Source organism: Enterococcus sp. LJL99, assembly GCF_054871725.1.
The window spans coordinates 207,034-224,857 of sequence record NZ_JBTXLT010000006.1; the positions used below are offsets into that span (position 1 = coordinate 207,034).

Consider the following 17,824-nt stretch of genomic DNA (forward strand, 5'->3'; position numbering starts at 1 on the left):
CGCTCCTCCTTATTCCGCTTCTTCAATGCCTAATTCAGCATTACTTAATTGTGATTGAGCAATTTCTTGATAAACTGTTGATGTTTCCATCAATTCTTCATGTGTTCCATGATCAACAATACGTCCTTCATTTAACACAATAATACTGTCAGCATGTAGAATCGTTGAGATTTTTTGAGCCACAATGATTTGTGTTACATCTTTTACATTTTCAGATAATGCTCTACGTAAAGCTACATCGGTTTTATTATCAAGAGCAGAGAATGAATCATCAAAAATCAAGATTTTTGGCTCTTTGGCTAATGCACGTGCAATGGATAAACGTTGTTTTTGTCCACCAGAGACATTATTCCCACCTTGTGAAATCTCGCGGTCATAACCTTTTTCATTTGAATCAATAAATTCTTCTGCTTGAGCAATTTTAGCTGCTTTTTTCATTTGTTCATCTGAAATATCAGAATCACCAAATTTAATATTCGAAGCAATCGTTCCAGAGAATAGCACTCCCTTTTGCGGCACAAATCCAATGATTGCATGTAATTTATGCAACGTCATATCACGAACATCCACACCATCAATTGTAATTCGTCCTTCTGTGACATCAAAAAGACGTGGAATCAAGTTAACAATCGTTGATTTCCCAGAACCCGTTGAACCAATGATTGCCGTGGTTTGACCTGGTTTGGCAGTAAAGTTGATATGATGTAAAACATCTTCATCTGCATCTCCATAACGGAAATTCACTGCTTCAAATTTCACTTCACCTGTAAAGGCATGATTATCTTTAGGTGTTGTAGGATCTTTAATTGTTGGTACGGTATCAAGCACTTCTTCTACACGACCTGCCGCAACATTTGCTCGTGGTAAAATAATTGAAACCATCGAAAGCATCATAAAGGCCATAACAATCATCATTGTATACGTGATAAACGCCATCATATCCCCTACTTGCAATTGACCGTTGTCCATATTATGACCACCGACCCAAACGATTAATACTGTGATAGCATTCATCAATAACATCATCACTGGCATCATGATTGACATCGCACGGTTAACAAACAACTGTGTTTTCATCAAATTTGTATTGGCAACATCAAAACGTTTCTCTTCAAATTTTTCCCGAGAAAATGCACGAATAACCGGTAACCCTGTAATGATTTCACGAGAAACTAAGTTCACTCTGTCCACTAAATTTTGCAAAGCTTTAAACTTAGGCATCGTTGTTCCTAATAAAACTAGTACTAAAACAAGTACTGCTCCAACGGCAACTCCAACGATCCAGCCCATACCCGTTCCCGTTTTATAAACTTCGTAGATTCCGCCGATTCCTAAAATTGGTGCATACAAGACTAAACGCATCGTCATAACGATTCCCATTTGAATTTGTTGGATATCGTTCGTATTACGCGTAATCAAAGAGGCGGGTGAGAATTTTTCCATTTCTGTATTTGAGAATTGCAACGTCCGTTCATATTGACCCACACGCATATTTTTCCCAACTGAAGCGGCTACTAAAGAAGCAATCAAGCCTACAATAATTGCTGCAGTTACTGAAATCAACGTCAAAATGATCATTCTAGTACCCACTTTGATCATATAATCCGTTTGAATTTTTTGCGTATTAACATCAAGTGCTTTATATTCAGCTAAAGTTAGTTGGATACCGACCGTTTTCATTGAATCTTTGCCTAAATCCCCTAAACTTTTTTCTGTTTTTTCACGAGCTGCCTCTACTTTTGCAGGCATTTCATCACTTGTTTTTTGTAGTGATTCACCCAGTGCTTTGGCTTCTTCCCCTTTTGCCTGTGCTTGCGCTGCAAGTTCTTGCGCTTCAGCGCCTTTAGCTTGAGCAGTTGCCATATCGGTTGCTGAAGCTGCTGCTTCACCTGCGGCTTTCGCTTCTTCACCAAGCTTTTGGGCTTCTTCGCCGAGCGCTTTTACTTTGGTAGCATCTTCACCTAGGGCTTTATAGTCATCAATAATTGCTTTGGCTTCACTACCGCTTGACGAATCTTTTGATTGAGCAGAAGCGATCATCATCATTGGTAAATTAAAAATATCGGCTAACTTTTCTTTTGTCATGTCATCTTTTAATTTTAACTTATAGATTTCGACTTCTTCACCATCAACTTTTTGAGTCGTTAATTCATAATTTTCATCGATTGTTTTTTTCTCATCTTCAGTCATGAACATTTCGATTCCCTGAAGTGTTGTTTTTCTGATTTTATCTGGAGTAGAAACTTCTAATCCACCTTGTTGGATTCCGACATCGACGATTCCTGACGTTATTTTCGGTAAGCTTAAATCACTATATGCTTGTACAACTAAGAGTACAATAACTGCGATGACCGCATACCAGTATGTTCCGAGATGTTTAAAAATTTTCACTATTGGTCACCTTCTTTTAAAGTTAATTTTTGCGAGTAATCAACAAACTGGGCAATCAATTCGATAAATTGCTCTGTGTCTTTTTCTCCCATTTGTTCAAAAATTTGAATAACTTTGTCACGCATTTGTTTTTTTTGCGTTTTAGCTACTTTTTTTCCAGCCTCTGTCAAAGTAACATTAATGCGACGACGATCTTCTTGATCTATTTTACGAATGATCTGACCTTTTTTTTCCAAATTTCCTAAAACAACAGCGATTCGTGCGCTCGAAAGGTTTAAGGCATCTGCCAACTGCTTAGGGCTTGTTGGTTGATTTGCATGATCAAGAAACTTAATGACCATACTTTCACCTTGATTACTTTTCTCTAATTTACTAAATGCACTATCGCGATTTTGAATCATTAGACGCATAAGTTCTTGCTCAGCTTCCTCAGCGAACGTCATATTATTCCTCCTTACTCACAGTACTTTTTAAATAGCTAACAACGTTAGTAACTAATGCTATTCGATATTAACTCACATAGCTATTAATGTCAAGAACCTACTATAAAAAAAGAAATAATTTAATAAAAGCATGAAAAAAAGGAATCAAAAAAACTGTATTCTCCTCTTAAAATCAATGTAAAGAAGATAACACAGATAGATTATTCACTAGAAATAAATGAGTTCATATCCTTAGCTGACTTTTTGCCTAAAAGATAGTCTACTCCATAAATACTATAAACCAACAACAAGAAAAAGCTATACAGCAAAAGACACCACTTAATAACTGCTGCCACTCCTAATCGATCAAAATCCATAAAAAAATAAACATATGAATGATTTAATCCCCAAAATTTTGAAACTATCCCACCCCAATCAAGCTTGTAATAATAAAATAAGCAACAGGAATCATGGTACAAATAAAGGGTTCCATTTTACCAATTCTTCCTTTTTCAGCAAAAAGTAGCCAGTCAATAAACGTCAGACACGGTGCCACATAATGAGCCATCAAATTTCCATACGTGAAGACTTGATAATTTGGATTTACCGCTATTTTTTCTGGCAACAAAACAAAATGATACACAAAACCTGTGATTAGGATCATCACTACACCAATCATTCTTAGATGATAATAAACGGTTGTTTCCGCTTTTTTACTATAAAATTGATAGAAAGATACTAGACAAATGATAAAAACAAATAAATTACTAACCGTTGTAAATGAATAAAACGTTCTTAATTGTGGTTCTGTACCTAATAAGCCCGCTCGTTCAATAATTCCTGTCATCAACAAGATAGCAAAAATGATTTTAAAAATCACTACACTCTTATTACGCAAATAAAACACCCCTTTTTTTGAACCATTGCTCCACGCTAAACTCCTTGAATCATTTTTTCACTCTTTAAAATATTCGGCTAGTTTCTTTTCGTCCTTACTGACTAGATAGTGATAAGGAACGGATTGACAATGATTAATTAGTGTTTGATTCACCGAAAAATAAGCAGCAATTTTTTCCATATACTGATTCTCTAATCGCTGTAATTGTTTTAATGAGCGGTATATCGTTTCGGCAGAAGTCGTCTCGTAACTACTCAAAAGAGCTTCATACTTTTCTTTCGGTAAATAATTCAGCATTTGTGTATGACATTTTCCATAGCTCCGATCAAAACCTTCTTCAATAGCAACTGACCAAGTCATCAACCGAATCAGTTCCTCTCTTGTAATATTCAGATAAAATTGTGCTAACAAAAATTCTTTACGGATTGTCGCTTTTAAAACATTATTAAATTGCCACCAAAATTCTTTGATTGAGCTTTCAATAATCCCTTGATTTGGAGTTACCAACCAATAGTGACAATCATTCGGGACAATTGATTTCGTTTCATACTGGTCTTTATTCTTAATTACTTTTGTCAGTGTATCTTCTTGCCAATATCCCGCTATTTGTGCAAGTGTTCGAAATTGAAAATCAATTCTTACACCATTTTTATACTGAACCAAATAGATATAACCATCTTGCTCAGGAAAAGTTGCTGGAAATAATGGATCTTTTTCTGGTTCTGTCATAATAAGAATTTCACCAAATATTTTTAGAAACTCAGGATTTTCTCTATATTGTTTTATATCATCGGTAAAGAAAACAACATCATAATCTTTGAATTTATCGTCTGGAATCAAGGAATTGACACGGGAACCATTCATACAAAATAACCGTAAATCCTCTCTTTGGTCAAAAAAATCAACCAACAACTTCATCGTTTTATCCATTTTCTCTCTCCTTAAACTTCACTTATATTTAATTTTAATCAGGCCATTTTTAACCCTATCACTACTTTCATTTACCAAAATTTCATCTTTATCTTATCCCGTTATTTATTTTATTAAAGTCAAAAAACGTTGATCCCAAATAGTTTCATAAAACGCCCGAGTCTTTTCTGCCGACATAAAAGCATTGTCAAAAGTCGTGGTAGCACCTTGTAGCATCTGTAATTCATAACCTAAACCATGAGCAAATTTTACGGTTGTATCTAAACAAAATTCAGTTTGCGCACCACAAATTTCAAGGCTATGGATCGCATTTGTTTCTATAAAATTCTTTAAATTCGTCTGATAAAAAGAATTCGCATGTGTCTTTTGAATCAAATAGTCCGCTTTCTCTTGATTAAGCTCGTCAAGAATTTCCCAAGCCTCTTTCCCCTGAAGTAACACCTCATCATTATGTTGCACAAAGATAATCATTTTGCCATTTTCAGAATAATCAAGAATTCGTTGATTAACTAATTCAATAATTGATGCTAAATTAAAGATTTCTTCTTCACCAAAACAAACTCCTTTTTGTAAATCAATAATCAGTAATGCGTCTGCTAATTTCTGCATAAAAGGCTCCTTTCATTCTTCAAGCAAAATCATTTTTCTATTATATACTACTTTAAACAGAAAACCACTTATTATAGATAACCTTTCAATAATTAAAAGATTCTTTTAAGATGTACCTAGACATCAATGCTTCCAACATTACTCGTCTTTTACTATATGCAAGACTCTATAATTATAATCAAATTCATTCATCCTCAAATAACGTCTCATTCATTTCAGGAAAATCTAACAATTCAGATACTGTCATATCTAGCCCTGTCGCTAATTTATGTAAGGTTTTCAATTTCGGATTTTTAGTATTCCCTTTCATAATATTATCTACTGTTGATTGTGTAATACCAGATAATGTCGCAAGCTTATTGATTGATAAATTTCTTTCTCTACATAAACGTTCAAGCCATAATTTAATGACATCAGAACACGTCATCTATTCCACCCATCCTTTCAATTAACCTTGTACAGTTAATCAAAGTATATAAGAGTCATCCTTTCATCCTTACCCGTACAAAGTTGACAATTGAATCTTCTAGCTGCAACTGGAATTTTAAAGTAGGTGAAACAAAAGTAAAGAACACTTTTGTTTTATCTCTTAAAACCAAACAAACGGTGGTGCAAAAGCAGCTCCTTCAGAAATAATCCGAAATTTACCAAAAATTTGAAGAACAATTTTCGGAAATTCCTTCTTATTGCGATAAATCACGAAGAACGTAGTGATTCGATGATGCATCGTACCTACTTGGTTCTCGGAGCTAAACACTTTTGTCCCAACCTCAATCTATAAAGAAAAATCCGAATTCTAGTAGTTTCGAAAACATCATTCCTTAAAAAAATCGATAGCCATCACTTGTAAAGCCGATTCGTCTATGATATAGTAAACAAAACATTTTAGTTTACTTTTTAAACTAAAATAGTTTCGTAATTAAACTTATAAGTAAAATCCAAGAAGAGAGGTGTTTTTATGAAAGATTTTCGTTTTATTGATCAATTCAGGATGTTCAATCGTTTTTATGCAAAATTACTAGGAAAATTCGACAATAAATTTTATAGCACTAATTTTTCCTTAAATGAAGCCAGAATTGTTGCTGAAATTTATGATCATGACTCATTAAATGCCAAAGAACTAGTCGCAAATTTAGATATTAATAAAGGGCAACTTAGTACAATCATTAAAAAGCTGGAAAAAAATCAGATAATTCAGCGTTCGATTGATCCTGAAGATAAAAGAGCTTTTACTATTTCTTTAACTGAAAAAGGCAACCATTTACATTTGAATCAGGTCAAAAAAGTACGTGAAGGATTATGGGACGAAACAGCTGATTATTCACTCAATGAAAAGAAACGTCTGGAAAATGCAATGGCATTATTTCAAGAAACCTATCATCAAGATTATTTTTGTGAAATAATTGAAGGGACTTTGAACGATAGTCTCCTCATCGCTACACTCTACCATCAAACAATAGGCTTAAAAAAAGAGCCAGCCAATCAAAAAGAATTCCTTCTATCTTTAACTTCTTTCATTGATCCTAATGCAGAGAATAAGTTTTGGCTCGCAAAAGTAAATCACAAAACTGTTGGTTGCATCGGGCTAAAACAAACAACCGAAATTTGTTGGTTATTCGTTACACCGGATTATCAGGGAATGGGCTTAGGTTTGGAACTATTAAAAACAGCGGTAGACTATGCAACGACTAATCAAATTCATTCACTTAAACTTTTAGTAGACAGCCAACAACAACCCGCTCGAAATTTATTTATAAAACAAGGATTTTCTTTAATTGAAACACATAGCATTGAACAAAAATCGAAAAAAATCATTGAAAAATGGGAATGGCATTTGTCATAGGAAGGAAGCGCATATGAAAATCATTCGTTATCAAGAACAATACAAACAACTATTTATTGATATGAACAAAAATTGGATTAATAAACTGTTTAAAATCGAACAACACGATTTAGAGCAATTAGATCAAGTCGAGAATTATTTAGAACAAGGAGCAATGGTCTTTTTCGCTGTTGAAAATGAACAAGTTCTAGCAACCTGTATGGTTCTTAGATTGGAACACAACACTTGGGAAATCTGCAAATTTACAACCAACGAACAGTTTCAAGGAAAAGGCGCAGGAACAAAAGTATTTCAAGCTTGTTTGGATTATGCGATTGAAAATCAGGCAGATAAAATCGTCCTTTATTCCAATAAAAAATTAAAACCAGCTTTGCATATTTATCAAAAATTCGGTTTTAAAGAAGTTCCCGTTACAATCGACGACTATGAATCTGGACGTTGTGATTATCAAGCTGAATTGACTGTGAGTGATTTTCTAAAAAATCGGGAGTGACTCTTACGATGAAACACCTACTAAAGCTACTCCTGCTCCTTATCAAAGGACTTGATTTCGATACGCATGTCACAAATTATCATCATGAAAAATTAAACAAAAAAAGTGATAGCCATTGAAATGTTTGTTCCATTTCAGTGACTATCACTTTTTTAGTCGTTTTATGTTATTTTCTTTAGGGTCTTTTTTCTTAAAAAAATAATTAATGAACTAGCTAACGCAATTAAACAGAAAACAAACGCGACTGTAAATGCATGACGGTAATCATTTACTTGCACCTGTGTTTGTTGCAAAGAAGGACTGCCGGCAGCTAATGCTTGTGTTGAGGCTACTTTTGTATTACTAGATAAAAAAGTCACCAAAATTGCTGTCCCAAAAGAGCTGGCAATTTGTCTCAAGGTATTGTTAGTCGCTGTTCCGTTACTAATCATTTCATTTGGCAAAGCGTTCATTCCAGTGGTCGTTACTGGCATCAAGACCATCGAAATACCAAATAAGCGTATTGCATAAAAAAGTGAAATCAGGACTATTGGCGTCGTTGTGTTAATAAAAAGAAAAGGTAATGTTCCTAAACTTAATAAAGATAAACCAATTGGAATCAATAGTCTACCACCATAGCGATCAAATAATTTCCCAGTAACGGGGTTCATAATGCCCATCACAATACTACCTGGTAAAAGGATAAGACCTGAATGAATCGGACTTTCTAAACGAACTTTCTGAATGAAATCTGGTAAAATCGATTCAAACCCTAAAAGAGCCATATAAGAAATTGAACTTAAAAAAACTGCTACTGAAAAAGTTGGGTATTTGAAGACTGTTAAGCCCAATAAAGGATTTGGAATACGTAATTCACGTAAAACAAAGATAATTAAGACCACAATTCCTACACCTAATAAGGACAAAACTTCAACTGAGGACCAACCTTTTGAACTAATTAAACTAATCCCATATAATAAACCACCAAAGCCGATGATTGACAGTATTAAAGACAAGATATCTAGTTTACTTTTCTCTAAAGGAATACTAATTTTAAAGAATAAAGCTGCACCAATTTCTGAAAGAATAATCAACGGAATCGTGATCAAAAAGAGGATTTTCCAATTAAAATACGTAATAAGTATACCCGATAATGTCGGTCCTACTGCTGGTGCTAAAGCAATTACTAAACCTACAAAGCCCATTGCTGCTCCTCGTTCATCTTTTTCGAACATATTTAGAACCATTGATTGAATCAGCGGCAACATAATTCCTGAAGCAAGCCCTTGAAATAAACGTCCTACTAACAGAAACGAAAAAGTTGGTCCAAAATAACAAATCAATACACCAACTAAAAAGAGATTAACAGCAGTTAAAAATAGGTATTTCGATTGAATTTGTTTCATCAAATAAGCCGTTAATGGAATAGTGATGCCAGAAACTAGTAAAAATAACGTCGTTAACCATTGAACCGTCGCCAAACTGATGTTTAAGTCCTTCATAATCGTAGGATATGCGGTAATCAAAAGCGTTTGATTCATCACAATACAAAAAGCCCCTAGGAGAATGACGACCATTAGCATCGTTCGATTATACGATTTACCATTATTCATTTGTATATTAGCTTTCATTTGAACGCCAACTTTCTTTTTTTATTCCAGAGCAACAAAAAAATTTAACTACAGTCGTCTGTCAATAATAGTGACGAACTATTTCCAAATAAGCTCTATCTTGCGCTAATTTTTTAAAGGACTAAAACAAAAAATTCATTTTGCTTCAGCCCCTATTATATAGCAATTCCCTTTAGCTAGTCATTTTTTTGCACTTAAATCATTCAAATATATTTAGGTCTAAAACATCGACAACATCTCTTAACAATCTGACGCCAGCAGTACTATTGCCACAACTATCTAACGGCGGACTGAAGACACCGATGCCGAATTTTTTCGGTGCAACACCTAATAAACCACCACCGACACCACTTTTAGCAGGAATGCCCACATGCGCTGAAAATTCTCCTGATTCATCATAAAGACCAGCCGTTGTCATGATTGATTTCACCAAAGTAGCTGCTTCTTTTGATACTAATTGTTTTTGATTCCAAGGGGCAACACCACCATTGGCTAAAACAGCGGCCGCTTTTGCAATTCCTTGTGCCGTTACTTCAACCGAACATTGTTTGAAATAAACATCCAAAATCTCATCTACATCGCCTTCAATCATTTGATTCCCTTTCATATAGTAAGCTAATGATCGATTGATATCGCCAGTTCTTGACTCTGATGTATAAATTTCTTCATTTAAAATAATACCGTCATCATCACAAAGTTCTTTCATAAAAGATAAAATGCGCTCAAAACGATCTTGATTATTTTTTCCTTTTACTAAGGAACTTGTTGCAATCGCACCTGCATTGACAAAAGGATTTAGCGGACGCGAATCATGATTGATCTCCATATTTAAAATTGAGTTAAAGGCAAAACCTGTTGGCTCTGTATTGACTTTTTTTAATACCCCTTCGATTCCATTATCTTCAATTGCTAATAATAGAACAGGCACTTTTGACATACTTTCAATTGCAAAACGAACCGTCGCATCACCAGAAGAAAGCATTTCGTTGGTTTGACAATTATAAATAGCAATCCCTAATTGATTTGGAGCGACTTGTGCTAAGGCAGGAATATAGTCGGCAACTTTTCCTTGTTCACAAAAATGAAGATTCGCTTGAACAAAAGTATCTAAGGTTTTTTGATTCATTTTAATTTCCTCCTGTTGTTTTTGCTGCTGTTGAATCAGTTGTTGGTTGTTTAAATTTGTGATGGAACGCATAGATTGTAAATGGGATAACCAATACGACTATATAAGAAACGACCAAGATCCATTCATATGTTTGATGTTCATTTGCTGGTAAACTAGAAGGTGGAACAAAAGAAATACCGAAAGCAAAAATAGATGTCAATAAACCAGCAACGGCAATAATCGTTTTCCCTACTTTTCCGCCTGGAACTTCATATGATTTTTCGTAAGTATTTTTTGAGTGAACTAATTTTAAATAACCGATAAAGAATAAGAAATAAAGCATCAAGTAGATTACTACTGTTAATGATAATGCTGCTAAGAAAGATAAATTATTTCCGCCACCACTTAGGGTGAAAACAGTTGCCCAAATAGACGCTACGATTCCGTGTACAAACATTAAATTCGCTGGTACGCCATGTTTATTTTCTTTGGCAAAGGCACTTGGTAATAAGCCATCTTCAGCCGCAACATGCAATGCTTTGGAAGGAGAAGTCACCCAAGAAGCGATTTCGCCAATAACGCCTAAACAAACTAAAAGTGCTAAGATTTTAGCAACCCAAGCTAAACTAGGATCAAGATTTTTCAGTAAAAATTCTAAAGACTGAATAACCCCTGTATTCAATGATAACCCTTTTTGCGGCACAGTGGAAGCAACTGTCATTCCACCGACTGTATCTAAAATAATAGCTAAGATAACTAACACTAACATCGCTAATGGATAATTTTTCTTTGGATTATCTAAGTCATTCGCATGACTCGCTGACGTTTCGACACCCATGTAAGCTAAGATAAACGATACAAAAACCACTAAAGTTGGTAATTGTGAGAAGTCGGGTACAAAAGTTTTCATTGAGATGGTTGTTTGTAATGGCGCACCAGAAGCAATATAGTGAACACCTAATGCAAATAAAATCAAGGCTGGCAATAAAATCCCAGCAACAAAACCAATTCTAGCAATCAATGAAGTATATTTTGTTCCTTTTAATTGTGACAGTAAAATTGCCCAAAAAATAGCTAATAAAACAAGTAATTTCACATATTTATTATCTTGAATCGCTGAAATTCCAGTCGCATAAGACAATGCACCAGTTAAAAAGTAAAGCATCGTCAAATAGCCCACTGTAATTTCAAACCATTGAAAGAAAATTGCCGCAAATCCGAAGCGTTTACCTAAAGTATTACCGACCCACGTATAAACGCCACCTTTTTCCCATCCTTTAATTGTTGCCATTTCGGCAGCACATAAAGCAACCGGAATAAACCATAAAATTCCGCCTAATAATAAGAAGAAAACTAAACTAAAACCTGATGTTGCAAACGTTGGATATTCATATAAAGCCACGACCATCGAAATCGTAATTGCTAAAAAGCCAAAAAATGATAAATTTTTCTTTGGTGTATTATTTCCGTTATTCAAAATATTCTCTCCTTAAAATATCTTTTCTACCAAGGTTATAAATCAATCGGCTAGAATCGAGTAATTGGACGAAACATCAATTATTGCGCGCTTTGCAATGAGTGATGCTTTGGAAATTCCCGAGATTCTGATTGATTTATACCGTTTACCAAGGTTATAAATCAATCGACTAGAATCGAGTAATTGGACGAAACATCAATTATTGCGCGCTTTGCAATGAGTGATGATTTGGAAATTCCCGAGATTCTGATTGATTTATACCGTTTATCAAGGTTATAAATCAATCGATTAGAATCGAGTAATTGGATGAACCATCACTTATTGCGCGCTTTGCAATGAGTGATGGTTTGGAAATTACCGAAATTCTGATTGATTTACGCGATTCATTAGATTTTAGAAGATAAAACAAAAGTGTTTTCACTTTTGTTTCACCAAATCTATGCATAAATTTTTTTAACATTGAAAAATAATGAGTTCATGAATATTGACCAGAGTATCTTTCACTTCTGCCAACAGTTCATTTTCCCATTACTTTTCAATATTGATGTCCTATTTTTTTACTAAAGTTATTTTTTTACTGGGACCGTTTTTGAATTTGTCACTGATGCGGGTTCATCTTTTCCTTTAATACTAGTAAAGTACACAATCACTCCTAAAATAAAGACAACAGCAATTACTAATAATACTTTTAAATTGAAGTTTGTTAGCAAGTAACTAGAAATCAATAGGGCAATGATTGGAACCGTATAGCCACCTTTTAAAGAAAAACCATTGTTTGGAAATTGTTTCGTATGTTTAAATTTGATTACCGCCAAAACAGAAGGTACATATTGGATAAATGATGTTAAAACAATACAAGTCACTAAAAATAGATAGTTGAATGATACTAAGCAAATACTAATTGCAGAAGTTACTAAAACAGCGACGAATGGTGCGCCATATTTATTCGTTTTACCTAATGCTTTAGGCAATAAATTGTGTTCATTTGATAATGAAGCAGCTAAAGCTGGTGTGCTGAACGAAACGGCGAACGCTACACCAAAAATTGAAACAATCATTCCAATGATGATTAAAATATATGCCCAATGACCAATGGATGAATTCAATGCTTGTGCAATTGGAATATCATATTTCACAATGCTTGAACCTAAAATCCCAATCGCGATTGATTGAACTAATACATATAAAACAGTGACACTAATCATGACAGCAATTAACGCTTTGGGAATGTTTTTCTCTGGATTATTCATTTGAGAAGCCGCAACTGGAATAAATGAAAAACCAGTAAACATATAAAATACTACACTAAATGCTGCCCCAAAATGACCAATAAAGCTACCCGTTCCTGTCACACTTGCTGGAACAACAGGAGTAAAATTAGCTGATTTCATAAAGAATACACCCACAACAATGAAAAAGATAATTGTTGCGATTTTGAATGTAGATGAAACACTGTTGATCATTTTTACAATACTCGTACCGAAAAAGTTAATAATTGCCAAGATAACAATCAATGAAATAGGAAACGCATATTGAATAATCGGATTATCCAATACAGGAAAAATATTTTTTAAGGTTCTCAACAAGGCGATTACTTCTGCTGACAAGGTCAAACAGCCTAAAAACCATGAAAACAGTCCAATTTGAAAACCAGTGAATTTCCCAAACGCATTGTACGAATAAAGCCACGCAGCCCCTGAACCTGAAAAACGACTTGACAAATCTGCATAACATAAGGCAACCATACTAACCGTAATCGCTGCAGTAAACAGAACCAAGATACTCATTACCCCAATATTTTTATAAATTTGTTGCGGTAGTAAAAAGGCTCCTGAACCAACAATTGCATTGATTCCTAAAAAATAAATCGAAATAAACGTCATTTTCTTTTTATCAGTCGGCGCTTTAGTCGTACTAGCGACTGGTGCCGATTGATTTGTATTTCCTGTAGCCATATGATCCTCTCCTTCTCTCTTATAATTAGAGATTTTTACTTACTTAATTTTTACTACTTTGACTTTGTTGAGTTTTTTTATCTGAATGATTTTCAATTAGATAAATAATTAAACCAATCACAAATACAGAAATTGCTACTAAGATTACTTTAAAATTAAAACCAACTAATAAATATAATGAACCAATCAACGCTAAGACGGGAACTAAAATGCCACCTTTTAAATGAAAGCCTTGTGTTGGGTATTGATTATTTTTTTTGAATTTAATTGTAGCTAAAATCGTTGGAACGTATTGTACGAAGTTCGCACAAACCATACACGTTGCTAAAAAGACATAACTACCTGTTGAAAGTAAAAATGAACTAATGATAACTGTCAAAATAATGGAAAAATATGGCGCACCGTGTTTATTTGTTTTACCGAAAAATGCTGGTAATAATTTATGTTCATTCGCCAATGAAGAAGCAATAATCGGTACATCAAAAGAAGATGTAAACGCTAGTCCAAAGGTTGAAACGGTACTTCCAGCGATAATTAGATAATAGCCCCAGTCACCCAACATTTTTTTCATTGCAAGAGCCACTGGAATCGTTGTTTTCGCTAATTCTGGACCCAAAACACCGATTGCTACGATTTGGACCGCTGAATAAATCACAATAATCGACAACATAATCGTAACTAAAGCTTTCGGTAAATTTTTCTGTGGGTTGTTCATTTGTCTAGCCGCGATGGGTAAAAATGAAAAACCAGTAAACATGTAGAAAACTACACTATAGGTACTACTGATGTTTTTAAATAGCCCAGCAGATGAAGCCATTTTTTCTGGAACCATAGGCGCGAAATTAACGCTTTTCAAAAAGAAGGCTCCCACAATAATAAAGCCAATGATTGTCAGCAATTTTAATGTTGAAGAAACATTACTGACTAATTTAACCATGTTTACGCCAAACCAATTGATTGCCCCTAAAATAAAAATTAGTGCAATCCCTACAACTAATGAAACCCATTGATTATTTAAACTAGGAACAAGATTCTTAAATACACGGATTAACGCAGCAATTTCAGCTGAAATTGAAACAACACCTGCAAACCACATAAAGAAACCAACTTCGAAGCCGACAAATTTTCCATAGGCATGATAAGAATACAACCAAGCCCCGCCAGATTCTGAAAAACGCCCCGACAAATCTGCATAACAAAGTGCAATTAGAGTGGTAGAAATTCCGGCAGCTAGAATACAAATAACGCCCCAAAAGACTCCAGCATCTTGATAAATTTGTTGCGGTAATAAGAACGTTCCTGAACCAATAATCCCATTAATCCCTAACAGAAATATTGAGAAAAATGACAATTTTTTGATTGAAGAGCTTGATGACGATGCTCCTTGAGTTTTTTCCATTTTTATTTCATCCTTTCTTCTGAAAACAAAAGAAGAAGTAACATTGTTAAACAACTTTAAGAACTATAATTTCTAACGATCACATGCAATGAATAACTCAAATTGCTAAACAAATACATGTATTGTAATTCCATTTTTTCTTTAATTCATCACTTCTGCTTCTTTTTATCTCTAACGACAAGTAACAAGCAACTTTTTTTGAAACTTGATGATTTTCGCGATCTTTTCGGATCGAATAAACAAATCTATTAAATCAAGTTGAGAATGAGACGAATCATTGATTCAAATTTAGGGGTCGAAGCAAAATTAACGTTACCTTCGTCTTCGATTCTCAACCATCATCCATCTTTTAATTCATTCTTTTTTTCACTCGTGCAATAAAATCTTCATAGATTGCAAGCATTTTAGGATTTGCTGGCCATAAATTTTCTGGATGCCATTGAACCGCTACGATTTGATCATCCTCTTTTGTTTGAACAGCCTCGATCAAGCCGTCTGGACTTTTAGCTATGACTCTAAGCGGTGCAGCCAACTCTTTGATTGCTTGATGATGACGAGAATTAACAAATGCTTTTTCACCTATGATTGGGAATAATAAGCTATCTTTTTCAACGGTGACATAATGAGATGGCTTATGAGCAGGGCTTGTTGCATTGTAATTTTCATGTTTGATAAAGAATTCTGGATTGTGGGTCTGTATATCTTGATGAATACTACCGCCAAGTGCAACATTGATTAATTGAATTCCACGACAATTTCCTAGAATCGCTTTTTTATGTTCAAATGCCGCATTCAGCAAACTAATTTCAAAATAATCCTTTTCAGTATCAAAATTCCCCGAACCCCAAATAGGCGACTCGCCATAAAACTGAGGATCAATATCAGCACCACCGACAAAATAAAAACCATCAAAAATTTCCATATACTCTTTTATATTTTCACTCAAGACCTCTCTATCACAAATCGGTAAAATTGCAGGTAAGCCACCCGCAAGGCTGATTGAATCACAAACAGCTCCTGTCGCATAATCAGAGTGAAATAAACTTAAAGCACTCGCATCTCTTAAAATAACATCTGCAATAATAGCAATACGTGGTTTTCTCATACTAAATATCCTCTCTTTTAAAAACTTTTCACAAACCAACTTTCAACGTACGAAATCTAGAAGCAACAAGACAAATAAAAACTTATTTAAACTATTCCAACAAAGAAAAAATCCCAAATTTGTGAAAGATTTCTTTTTTACTCTCTTAGTATAAATAAATACTTATTTTTTTTTTTTTTTATTTTTTCCATTTCACTTTCATAAAATTGGAAATTACACAAAAAGTTAGTTAATCAAGACGAAGCATGTACTCAAAAGAACTTTGCTTCTAGCTTTTGATTAATTACTCCTTTTCAAAATCAAAGAATACGCAATGATTTGTTCTAAATCTAACCAATATTTTAAATGTATTTAAAATATTGCATTTTTTTTCTCTCTTTAAATAAAATCTGAGAGAAGCTTTTTCGCTAAGTACGATATAATTAACTAGATGCAAAATAGGAGGAGTTTTTATGACAAAAAATGGGAAGAAAATTGGTGTATTTTTAGTTTTGGGCGTGTTTGTTTTAGGTTTGTTTAATTTTTCTGTAGTAGAAGCTGTTGAGTCTGAGTATAAACAAATTGGATATTATGATTCACGAGAAACCCTCTCTCGTTTTCTAAATCGGAACTATATTCCTGAAAAATATCAAACGGTCTCTGGTTTAGCAAAAACAGAGTTCGACAAAAAAAATATGGAATTAGAATCATGGTTCGAACAAGAAAGAGAATTACTAGATAACAAAGAAGCTCCTGATAATGAATTTGAAGCCCTTGATAAAGATTATAAAGAAAAATTTGAGAAGTTAGAAACAGAATACAGTAACAAATTGAAACAATTTTCTAAACAAGAAGAACTAGAAGAAATGGTACTAGATACCTATAACATCTATACACAAGAACAGTTGGATTACGTCACGAGCATTGGCAATGATTGGTGTACTCCTTATGTCAATCTGAGTGGTATAGAAAACATGCCCAATCTAAAATATATTGGTGGAGAATACTGTTACTCAGCAACAGACATACGTCAACTCAATGCAATAAATAATTTAGAAGAGTTCTCGATTTCCTTAGCAAATAATGCTAATCTAAATGATTTAAAAAATCATAAAAATCTAAAATATTTAGTTATTGATAATGCTGACGATGATGAAGATACCATCAACCGAACACCATTAACGGATATTTCTGTTCTTTCAGACTTAAAGAAATTAACTACAATTGAAATTTATACAGTAGGAACTTTAAATACCGTAACATTAAAAAAAGGAACAAAATCATACAACTTATATGAACCAGTGATTCTATCCAGTCAATTTGAAAACAGCACTATGGAGTATGTCTCTTTTACAGATAAAGATAGTAATAATGAATTTACTAGCAATGACGAAGTACGATGGGATAATTTGACTGGTGATGAAAAATATTTAAGCTTTTCTTGGTCAATAAGTGCAGGCAAAAATATGTATTATAGTGGTGAAGCACGAATCCCTGTAAGATGGAAGTAAAATACTCCCATCATTTGAACCTATTGACTGCTTAAATAATTTGGTAACAAAAGCTAACTTTTAAACCAAACTCTCCGTATTCTCTGTACTATTA

The 17,824-nt window shown here is 33.9% G+C and carries 16 protein-coding genes; 3 read left to right on the forward strand and 13 right to left on the reverse strand.

The genetic code is table 11. The annotated features are described in order from the left end of the window. Window positions 1-9: 9 nt before the first annotated feature. The 7 genes from ACYSNW_RS11090 to ACYSNW_RS11120 all read right to left on the reverse strand — a co-directional run bounded on the left by ACYSNW_RS11090 (window position 10) and on the right by ACYSNW_RS11120 (window position 6,007). Entirely contained in the window at window positions 10-2,391 is a 2,382-nt protein-coding gene (locus ACYSNW_RS11090) for an ABC transporter ATP-binding protein (RefSeq protein WP_461744564.1), read from the reverse strand. Continuing rightward, the gene (locus ACYSNW_RS11095; RefSeq protein WP_461744565.1) at window positions 2,391-2,834 is read right to left on the reverse strand and encodes a MarR family winged helix-turn-helix transcriptional regulator; all 444 of its coding nucleotides are present in this window, start codon (window positions 2,832-2,834) and stop codon (window positions 2,391-2,393) included. The genes ACYSNW_RS11090 and ACYSNW_RS11095 overlap by 1 nt, the downstream gene beginning before the upstream one ends. 400 nt (window positions 2,835-3,234) lie before the next feature. Further along, window positions 3,235-3,711, reverse strand: coding sequence for a Pr6Pr family membrane protein (locus ACYSNW_RS11100; protein ID WP_461744566.1), 477 nt, complete (start codon window positions 3,709-3,711; stop codon window positions 3,235-3,237). Window positions 3,712-3,768: 57 nt separating this feature from the next. Continuing rightward, window positions 3,769-4,641 carry an aminoglycoside 6-adenylyltransferase gene (locus tag ACYSNW_RS11105; RefSeq protein ID WP_461744567.1) on the reverse strand — a complete coding sequence of 291 codons (873 nt, stop codon included), beginning with the start codon at window positions 4,639-4,641 and terminating at the stop codon, window positions 3,769-3,771. Between the two features lie 105 nt (window positions 4,642-4,746). Then, window positions 4,747-5,250: a cysteine hydrolase family protein gene (locus tag ACYSNW_RS11110; protein ID WP_461744568.1), complete on the reverse strand. Its 504-nt coding sequence runs from the start codon at window positions 5,248-5,250 to the stop codon at window positions 4,747-4,749. Window positions 5,251-5,434: 184 nt separating this feature from the next. Continuing rightward, the gene (locus ACYSNW_RS11115; RefSeq protein ID WP_461744569.1) at window positions 5,435-5,677 is read right to left on the reverse strand and encodes a helix-turn-helix domain-containing protein; all 243 of its coding nucleotides are present in this window, start codon (window positions 5,675-5,677) and stop codon (window positions 5,435-5,437) included. 162 nt (window positions 5,678-5,839) lie between these two features. Further along, entirely contained in the window at window positions 5,840-6,007 is a 168-nt protein-coding gene (locus tag ACYSNW_RS11120; RefSeq protein WP_461744570.1) for a hypothetical protein, read from the reverse strand. Window positions 6,008-6,208: 201 nt separating this feature from the next. On the opposite strand from ACYSNW_RS11120, the gene ACYSNW_RS11125 reads away from it, so the two are divergent. Then, window positions 6,209-7,093 (forward strand): bifunctional helix-turn-helix transcriptional regulator/GNAT family N-acetyltransferase, encoded by an 885-nt coding sequence (locus tag ACYSNW_RS11125; RefSeq protein ID WP_461744571.1) that lies wholly within the window; start codon window positions 6,209-6,211, stop codon window positions 7,091-7,093. A 13-nt stretch (window positions 7,094-7,106) separates the two neighbouring features. Next, window positions 7,107-7,586 (forward strand): GNAT family N-acetyltransferase, encoded by a 480-nt coding sequence (locus ACYSNW_RS11130; RefSeq protein ID WP_461744572.1) that lies wholly within the window; start codon window positions 7,107-7,109, stop codon window positions 7,584-7,586. 161 nt (window positions 7,587-7,747) lie between these two features. Here ACYSNW_RS11130 and ACYSNW_RS11135 read toward each other — a convergent pair whose 3' ends face one another. The 6 genes from ACYSNW_RS11135 to ACYSNW_RS11160 form a co-directional block, all read right to left on the reverse strand. Next, the gene (locus ACYSNW_RS11135; RefSeq protein ID WP_461744573.1) at window positions 7,748-9,196 is read right to left on the reverse strand and encodes an MDR family MFS transporter; all 1,449 of its coding nucleotides are present in this window, start codon (window positions 9,194-9,196) and stop codon (window positions 7,748-7,750) included. Between the two features lie 199 nt (window positions 9,197-9,395). Continuing rightward, window positions 9,396-10,322, reverse strand: a complete 927-nt coding sequence (gene glsA, locus ACYSNW_RS11140) for a glutaminase A (protein ID WP_461744574.1) — start codon at window positions 10,320-10,322, stop codon at window positions 9,396-9,398. Window position 10,323: 1 nt separating this feature from the next. Next, window positions 10,324-11,781, reverse strand: coding sequence for an amino acid permease (locus tag ACYSNW_RS11145; protein ID WP_461744575.1), 1,458 nt, complete (start codon window positions 11,779-11,781; stop codon window positions 10,324-10,326). A 566-nt stretch (window positions 11,782-12,347) separates the two neighbouring features. Next, the gene (locus tag ACYSNW_RS11150; RefSeq protein ID WP_461744634.1) at window positions 12,348-13,664 is read right to left on the reverse strand and encodes an APC family permease; all 1,317 of its coding nucleotides are present in this window, start codon (window positions 13,662-13,664) and stop codon (window positions 12,348-12,350) included. A 115-nt stretch (window positions 13,665-13,779) separates the two neighbouring features. After that, window positions 13,780-15,135 carry an APC family permease gene (locus tag ACYSNW_RS11155; RefSeq protein WP_461744576.1) on the reverse strand — a complete coding sequence of 452 codons (1,356 nt, stop codon included), beginning with the start codon at window positions 15,133-15,135 and terminating at the stop codon, window positions 13,780-13,782. 349 nt (window positions 15,136-15,484) lie between these two features. After that, a complete protein-coding gene (locus tag ACYSNW_RS11160; RefSeq protein ID WP_461744577.1) occupies window positions 15,485-16,240 on the reverse strand; it encodes a gamma-glutamyl-gamma-aminobutyrate hydrolase family protein in 756 nt (251 codons plus the stop codon). Between the two features lie 452 nt (window positions 16,241-16,692). Between ACYSNW_RS11160 and ACYSNW_RS11165 the strand changes: the two genes are divergently transcribed. After that, window positions 16,693-17,730 (forward strand): hypothetical protein, encoded by a 1,038-nt coding sequence (locus tag ACYSNW_RS11165; protein WP_461744578.1) that lies wholly within the window; start codon window positions 16,693-16,695, stop codon window positions 17,728-17,730. The last annotated feature ends 94 nt before the right edge of the window (window positions 17,731-17,824 follow it).